The organism is Caballeronia sp. AZ10_KS36, from assembly GCF_023631105.1.
GTDB lineage: Bacteria > Pseudomonadota > Gammaproteobacteria > Burkholderiales > Burkholderiaceae > Caballeronia.
On the sequence record NZ_JALQDQ010000051.1, the window covers coordinates 22,372 to 29,424 of the forward strand.

At 56.0% G+C, this 7,053-nt stretch carries 4 protein-coding genes; 1 reads left to right on the top strand and 3 read right to left on the bottom strand.

From position 1 onward, the window contains the following. Nucleotides 1-2: 2 nt before the first annotated feature. The 3 genes from NCR35_RS29425 to NCR35_RS29435 all read right to left on the bottom strand — a co-directional run bounded on the left by NCR35_RS29425 (nt 3) and on the right by NCR35_RS29435 (nt 4,858). Entirely contained in the window at nt 3-1,796 is a 1,794-nt protein-coding gene (locus NCR35_RS29425) for a thiamine pyrophosphate-binding protein (protein ID WP_250537416.1), read from the bottom strand. 29 nt (nt 1,797-1,825) lie between these two features. Then, a complete protein-coding gene (locus tag NCR35_RS29430; protein ID WP_250537417.1) occupies nt 1,826-3,301 on the bottom strand; it encodes an aldehyde dehydrogenase family protein in 1,476 nt (491 codons plus the stop codon). Nucleotides 3,302-3,694: 393 nt separating this feature from the next. Continuing rightward, complete coding sequence (locus tag NCR35_RS29435; protein WP_250537418.1) at nt 3,695-4,858, bottom strand: porin; 1,164 nt, start codon at nt 4,856-4,858, stop codon at nt 3,695-3,697. A 1,229-nt stretch (nt 4,859-6,087) separates the two neighbouring features. On the opposite strand from NCR35_RS29435, the gene nadC reads away from it, so the two are divergent. After that, the gene (gene nadC / locus NCR35_RS29440; protein WP_250537419.1) at nt 6,088-6,945 is read left to right on the top strand and encodes a carboxylating nicotinate-nucleotide diphosphorylase; all 858 of its coding nucleotides are present in this window, start codon (nt 6,088-6,090) and stop codon (nt 6,943-6,945) included. Nucleotides 6,946-7,053 lie beyond the last annotated feature (108 nt).

Genomic DNA, 7,053 nt, shown 5'->3' on the forward strand with positions numbered 1-7,053 from the left:
CTCTATTCCGTCATGCCGCGGCTCATCGAGGGAGCGTAACCAGGGACGACACGCACGTCCAAAAGGACCTGGCGACCTTCCTTTACGTCATTCACTGCTTGACGAATCGTGTCCACGAGAGCGTGTCGGTCAATGATGGGACCCGCCGAAATAAAGCCTTGTGCCCGGGCAATTGCGGCGAGATCGATAGCAGGTTCGTCGATCCGCTGCCCGATCCACTTGTTCTCGACAAGTCTTCCCCTGTCGAGGGCGACTCGCTCTTGGTGTACTTCGTCGTTGTAGAATGATTGGTTGTTGGCAACAATCAACAATAGGGGCACATCTAACTGTGCAGCGGTCCATAGCGCCGAGTTACCCATCATGAAATCGCCGTCACCAATGATCGCAACCGGCAAGCGTCCTGACTCTCTCAGGGCGAGGGCTGCTCCGACGGCCATACCAGGGCCAGAGCCGATGCCAGCGCCGCCGTCGTAGCCGAGATAGTCTAGCGGTCCTCTGAAATCCCACAGCTCACCGCTCCAACCTAGCGGAAGGCGCGTCAGGGTTACATCCGTTCCGTTCGTGACTTCCCGCAGGGCGGCGGCCAATGCGCTCATCGAGATAGTCGGCTCTTCTTCTTTTGATTCCTCCGCTGAACGAGCAGGCGGGTTCTGCCGCTCGGCGGCACGCCGGTCGCGCCTCAGTTTGAGCAGAATTTCACTCACGGCCAAGCCCGGATCGGACGCAATGGCTATGTCGGCTGGGGACAATGCTTGATGATCAAAGCTCCAGCCATTTTGGAGAGTGTGGTCGAGCGAGACGGAAATGACTTTCGCGGTAACCGGGCTGGGTTGCCAGACGGATTTCAAGGTACCGCCCAGGTCGACCCAGTCCAAAGCAAGGATCGCATCGGCACGCTTCAGCTCGTCCGATGCGGGGCCATTAACAAAGAAAGCCGGAGGGAACGGGTGCTGCGGATGATCCGTCGGAAAGCTCGCCCCAGTCTTAAGATCCGTTAGAACGGTTGCTCCGAGTCGTTCAGCAAGCTCCACACGCTGCGCCCACTCGTTTGCATCGCGGGAAACGCGTCCGACCAGAATGACTAACTTTGAGGCGGACTCGAGAACGTCAACCGCGTCGTGAACGACGTCCGAGTTAGGATAGGGTGGAGCTGGCGGAGCGTATCGAGCTACGTCCGGAAGCGCCGGAGGAACGGACAGTTTTGTCTCTTGCGCCGTTACATCTAGGCAAATATAAACGGGCGCGCAAGGGGGCGTCCGGGTAATCTGAAACGCACGCAGAATCGCTTCGTAGCTTGCCTCTACCGAAATGGGTTGATTGTCCCATTTGACGAACGGCCTGACGAGGGCCCCGACGTCCTGCGAGGTATGAATCCAGTCAATCCACGGGCGGCGTTTTGCTGCGTCGAGGGGGCCTTGCGCCCCGAGAATGAGTACAGGAACGCGATCACACCACGCGTTATAGATTGCCATGCTGGCATGCATAAGTCCGACGTTGCTATGCAACACAACGGCCAATGGCGAGTTGGTCACTTTTGCGTAACCATGCGCGATCGCAACGGCGTGTTCCTCGTGCAAGCAGAGTACGAGCTCCGGCGAGACATTCCCTGTGTGATTGACGATACTGTCGTGCAGTCCGCGGAAGCTCGAGCCCGGATTGATGCAAAGATAAGGAATTTCGAACGTTTTTAGCAAGTCGGCAATCCCGTCGCTCCCCCAGTAGGAAGTTGGCGATTCTTGTCGCTTGCCCGTCCCGTCAACTTTCGTGATGGAATCGTTTTCTGAGAGGTTGGTCATTTCAATGATTTCCAGACTGGATCCGACGGCTATAGTTGAAGATTTACGCTTTTGGTGGTCGTGAAATCGAACAGCTCCTCGATACACTCTTCTCGACCGATTCCGGAGCTTTTGACCCCGCCGAACGGAACGCCTAAATAATGGCGGCTCACTTGGTTGATCCAGACGTAGCCCGCTTCGACGCGGGCTGCCGCGCGGTGCGCGGTCACTAGGTCTTTTGTCCAGATGGAAGCGGTCAACCCATATTCGACGCCGTTCACCGCATCGAAGAGTTCTTCCTCGTCTCGCCAGCGGAACACTGACATCACTGGCCCGAAGATTTCTTCCTTCGCAATACGCATCGACGGTTGGACGTCGGAGAAGATGGTCGGCTCGATGAAAAATCCGTTGCGGAATTTTGCGTCGTCCGGTGCCTTCCCGCCGGTAACCAAACGCGCTCCTTCTGTTTGCGCGGACTTGATGAATTCCAAGACTTCATCTCGCCGTTGCGCGGAGATGAGAGGGCCCATCGTAGTCGACCTGTCGGTCGGGTTACCGGGGGCGTGAAGCTGGCGCGTTCGGTCGGCGACGGCGCTCAGGACCTTGTCGTGAATGGACTCGTGAAGAAACACTCGGCTCGTTGAGCCGCAAGACTGTCCGGCCCAAGTAAAGTTCATTCCGCGCACAATGCCTGCGACTAAAGCATCATGGTCGGCGTCGGCGAAGGCGATCAGCGCGTTTTTCCCACCCAGTTCCAACAAGGTCGGCTTGAGAGTTTCCGAAGCATTTCTCAAAATCGCACGGCCGGTTGCGACACTTCCAATAAGCGTCACCTTCTTCACCAAGGGGTGCGATGAGAGCGTCTCTCCACATTCTCTGCCACCGGGTAATACGCTCAAAACGCCCGGTGGGAAGACGTCCTTAAGCAACTCCGCCAGACGCAAACAGGAGAGGGGCGCCTGTTCGGGCGGTTTCACGATGACTGTGTTTCCCGCTGCTAGCGGTGCAGCGATTTTTCCGGCTGCGAACATCAAAGGGTGGTTATAGGCGACGATCCTGGCAACGACTCCGATCGCTTCGCGCATCGAATAATGGAGGCTGTCTCCTGCGATTGGAAACGTCTCTCCTTTCAGCATTGGAGCCAGGCCGGCAAAATAATCCAATGAGTTCGCGGCAAACTGAGCGTCTCCCAGCATCTCAGCGATAGGATTGCCGGTATCGATTGCATCGATCAGGGCAAGTTCGTCCGCGTGTGCTCGAAGACGCTCCGCCGCTTGGCGCATCATGTTTTGTCGCGATCTAATCGGCGTGTTTCGCCACTCTTTCCACGCACTATGCGCCGCCTGGATGGCATTTTCGGTGTCAGTTCGGTCCGCATGAGCGATGGTGGCGACGACCGAACTCGTCGACGGGTCGATGGTGTCAACGTACCGTCCGTTGATCGGCGCATGCCACTCTCCGCCGTAAAAGAGGTCGCGCGCGACCGGAAGACTACGGAAAGCGGAATCTTGCGTTTCAATGTCCATTGAGTCTCCTGAATTATTAGCTCTCTAACAATAAAGGCTACCGGATCTCAGGCGGCACTAGCAATAGCGGGTTTGTACTGAGAGGCGTCCCGGGCAGTCCCAGCGACGAGAAGCTGCTGGATGGGATACTTGGCGACGGCAAACGGCTGCTCTCACGTAGCCTGGGCGGTAGTGACTGAGCGTTACGCTATCTGTTACGGGTATAACTGCGGGGCAGCGAAGGGCTTACGCTAGGAGACCTGACAGAATCAAGGCTAAATACGAGGGATCGTTGTGTCCGGAGGCAGGCGTACTGCCCCCGAACTGAATCTCAACGGATGACTGGGAGCTTGATTTTATGCACCTACGGTAAAGGATTATCGCCAATCCTTTACCGTTAGGTTTTAGGCATTCTTAGAATTTATGACGAATGCCAATTGTTGCGGCAATCTGGTTCGATGTCGAAGAGGGAGAGAAAAGGCTGATGTTCGCAACTGCCGGGCGATTCGTCGAGTCCGTGCCGCTGGCGTGCTGATATACGCCCGCAGCATAGAGATCAGTACGTTTGGAAAGGAAGTAATCTGCACCCAGCATTGCTTGATGGTATTTGGCATCGTTAACGCCGTACCCCTTGGTGTAGTCATATGCGACACCGAGTAGCAGGGCAGGGGTGATCTGGTACTTGAAGCTCACCTCAGCGTTGTGGAACTTCGCAGACCCAGTGTAGCCCAGCGGATTCAGACCCGGTTCGCTACCCAGATCTTTAAACTGGGTATTACTGTACGTCGCTCCGAACGTCGCTGCGCCCAGAGTGTAGGCGGCACCAGCAGAGATGACCTGTTGCGTCTTGGCGGATGCATAGCCCGAGTAGACGGCACTTCCGCCCATATTCGAGCCGGTAGTACTCGAAGTGGCGTTATTTCCGAAAAATGAGAAATTGGGGTCCTTGATGTTCAAATACGCCGCGCCGAACTGCAACGGACCGCGATTATAGCCCGCGCCAACCGACCATATCTGGTTGCGATTGAACTGACCTGCGACTCCCCCGAGGCTATAGAGGCCGCCGAACTTGATTCCGGAGAAATCGATGCTAGTGTACTTTATCGCGTTATTGACGCGATTCGTGTTGAGCATATTGTCAAGATCGCCGGGGTGCGAACCATAATATGAAGCCCATTGCGCGCCGACCTCGAAGATACCGGTGAAGTCTACGACTGAGTCGTATTGGCGACCGAGGGTGACCGTTCCGAACCGGCTCGACAATCCAACGTAAGCCTGACGACCGAATTCATCTCCTCCTTGCCCGAGTCGTCCATTGACAACATTGATTCCGTTTTCGAGCACAAAGATTGCACTCAATCCGCCGCCAAGGTCCTCTGTTCCGCGAAGTCCCCAGCGACTTCCTTGCAGGTTCCCGCTCGCCAAGGAATAAAGCTTGGATCCTTGGCCGTTGGTCGCGACGTTGTTCGCGTATACAAACCCTACGTCCAAAAGTCCGTACAGAGTGACACTGCTCTGAGCATAGGCGTGAGTTGTAAGGAATCCTAAGGCAAGTGAGGCGGCAACGGTTTTTTTCATTAATTGTCTCCTTCAGAAAGATGATTCGCGGGCTGAGTCTTGGCCATTCACCTAAGGTCCTCGTTGCCCGACGGACAGTACCGTGCACAGGGGCCCTGTAGCGGATTCCAAAACACTGATTCGATCTGGTTGCGCCTCTATAAGGCTGTCAACCTATATTCGCGCAGTGAAATTCCACCCAGTCGAGACAGCGTGGACGATTTCGCATCCACGGGAACGACGGATCAACGTCCCTAGCGCCACATTCTTAGAAGTCTAACTATAACGACTGGAAAGACACTCGGGTTAAACACTGATGCCCAACTCCGGTTCGCAAACGTCCCTACGGAATCACCAGCCATAGGGGCCTACGTCCGGGCAACCAACGGACAGCCCCGTCACGCATGAGTGTCATGGAGGCGTGCCGTTTCAAGAGCTCCTGAGCCCACGAGGATTCACCATAGGCTTGATGTGCTGCTGTTCCTCTGCGGAACAATTGATTTTCCGCTAAGCACCTTTGCGAGCAGGCACGTACCGACGAAACTGTCAGCCGCTGGATCGGTGGGAGGAGTGAATATGGCGATCGTCGGTGTGCAGTGCAACGGAATTCAGCGACTGGATCGGCTTGGCAAGGGTGCTTTCTACGCTGGTGTGTCGTTGAGGATGAAGTGAAACCTCGACATTCACTTACGGGCTACGGTTTCGGGAACTGAGGCACGGCAATGAGGGCCGAGTCACGATGAGCACAGAACGCCGCAGGGCATGGCCCCGCAGAGTTCCTTTCTGAAGTCCCGAAAGACTTCATGCGGATTGCATGCTTTTATGCCTGCGCTTTCGCCGCGGTAGTCCTTAAGTCGAGAACACTTCGATACGCTCAATACCGAATAAGCATGTTTGTTCGATCGGATGCGGGCGCACCGACATTGGGCCGCACGAACAGGGAAGCGCGAGCGGGCGACACGCCGAGTGAAGCGCAGTCACGAATGATCGAGGACTGCCGCAGCGCACGACGCGTCGTACAGGCGGACTCCATTTCCCTTTGCGAGAGCGGGCGTGTTGATCTTTGGGCAGGCCTCTGCCTGAGCGATTCGCGCTGTCCGTGTGCGCTAGAAACGCTTTGAACGGGAGCGGTTCTCTGCTAGCATATAGGTTAGATATCGAATAATATGTGCGTTGCTCCTTCCGAGGTCCGGGGCAATGGACGTACGGGTGATCGATGCTCTCCTTTTCTCTTTTTCATGTGTGTGCATATGGATGCTGACACCCACGAAGCCGTGAGGCGCAACGTTCGAGAGGCGCTGGCAGAAGACGTCGGTGAGGCCGATTGGACGTCGATGCTGGTACCTCGGGAACAAATGGCCTCCGCAACATTGCTGTCGCGCGACACAGCTGTTCTCTGCGGACGCCCGTGGTTTGACGAAACCTTGTCGCAGGTGGAACCTTCCCTGCGCGTTCAGTGGTTTGCAAACGAGGGAGAAAGGGTTGAGGCTGGTCAGGATGTCTGTCGCATTGTGGGCCGCGCGCGCGGTATTCTGACCGCCGAGCGCACTGCGATCAACTTTCTGCAGATGCTGTCCGGCGTTGCGACGGCGACGCGGAAGATGGTGGACATCGTGGCCGGTACCTCTGCACGTATTCTTGATACTCGAAAAACGCTCCCGGGGCTACGCCTCGCGCAGAAGTATGCTGTCCGTACGGGTGGTGGGAACAACCATCGTCGGGGTCTCTATGATGGAATTCTCATCAAGGAAAATCACATTTCGGCAGGCGGAGGCATTGCGGACACGTTTCGTTCAGCACAGATGCTCAATGTGGAGGTCCCGATTCAAGTCGAAGTGGAGACTCTCGACGAGCTCGAAGAAGCACTTCATGTTGGTGCGAACTCTATTTTGCTTGACAACTTCTCGCTTGAGCAGATGCGCGAGGCCGTCTTACTTAATCGAGATCGTGCGGAACTGGAGGTGTCTGGCGGCGTTACGCTAGGTACGCTGAGGGCAATAGCGGAAACGGGCGTACATCGGATATCAGCCGGCGGTCTAACTAAGAGCGTTCAGGCGGTCGATTATTCGATGAGAGTAGACGCGCGCGCCGGCAGACGTGGGCTCTGATTCAACGAAATTGGGCGGCGGGCTGCATGGGCTAGTGCATTGCATCATTGAATTGGCACCCCAAGTGTGTTCAGATGCAGGTCATGGGCAAAATGAATCTGACCGATA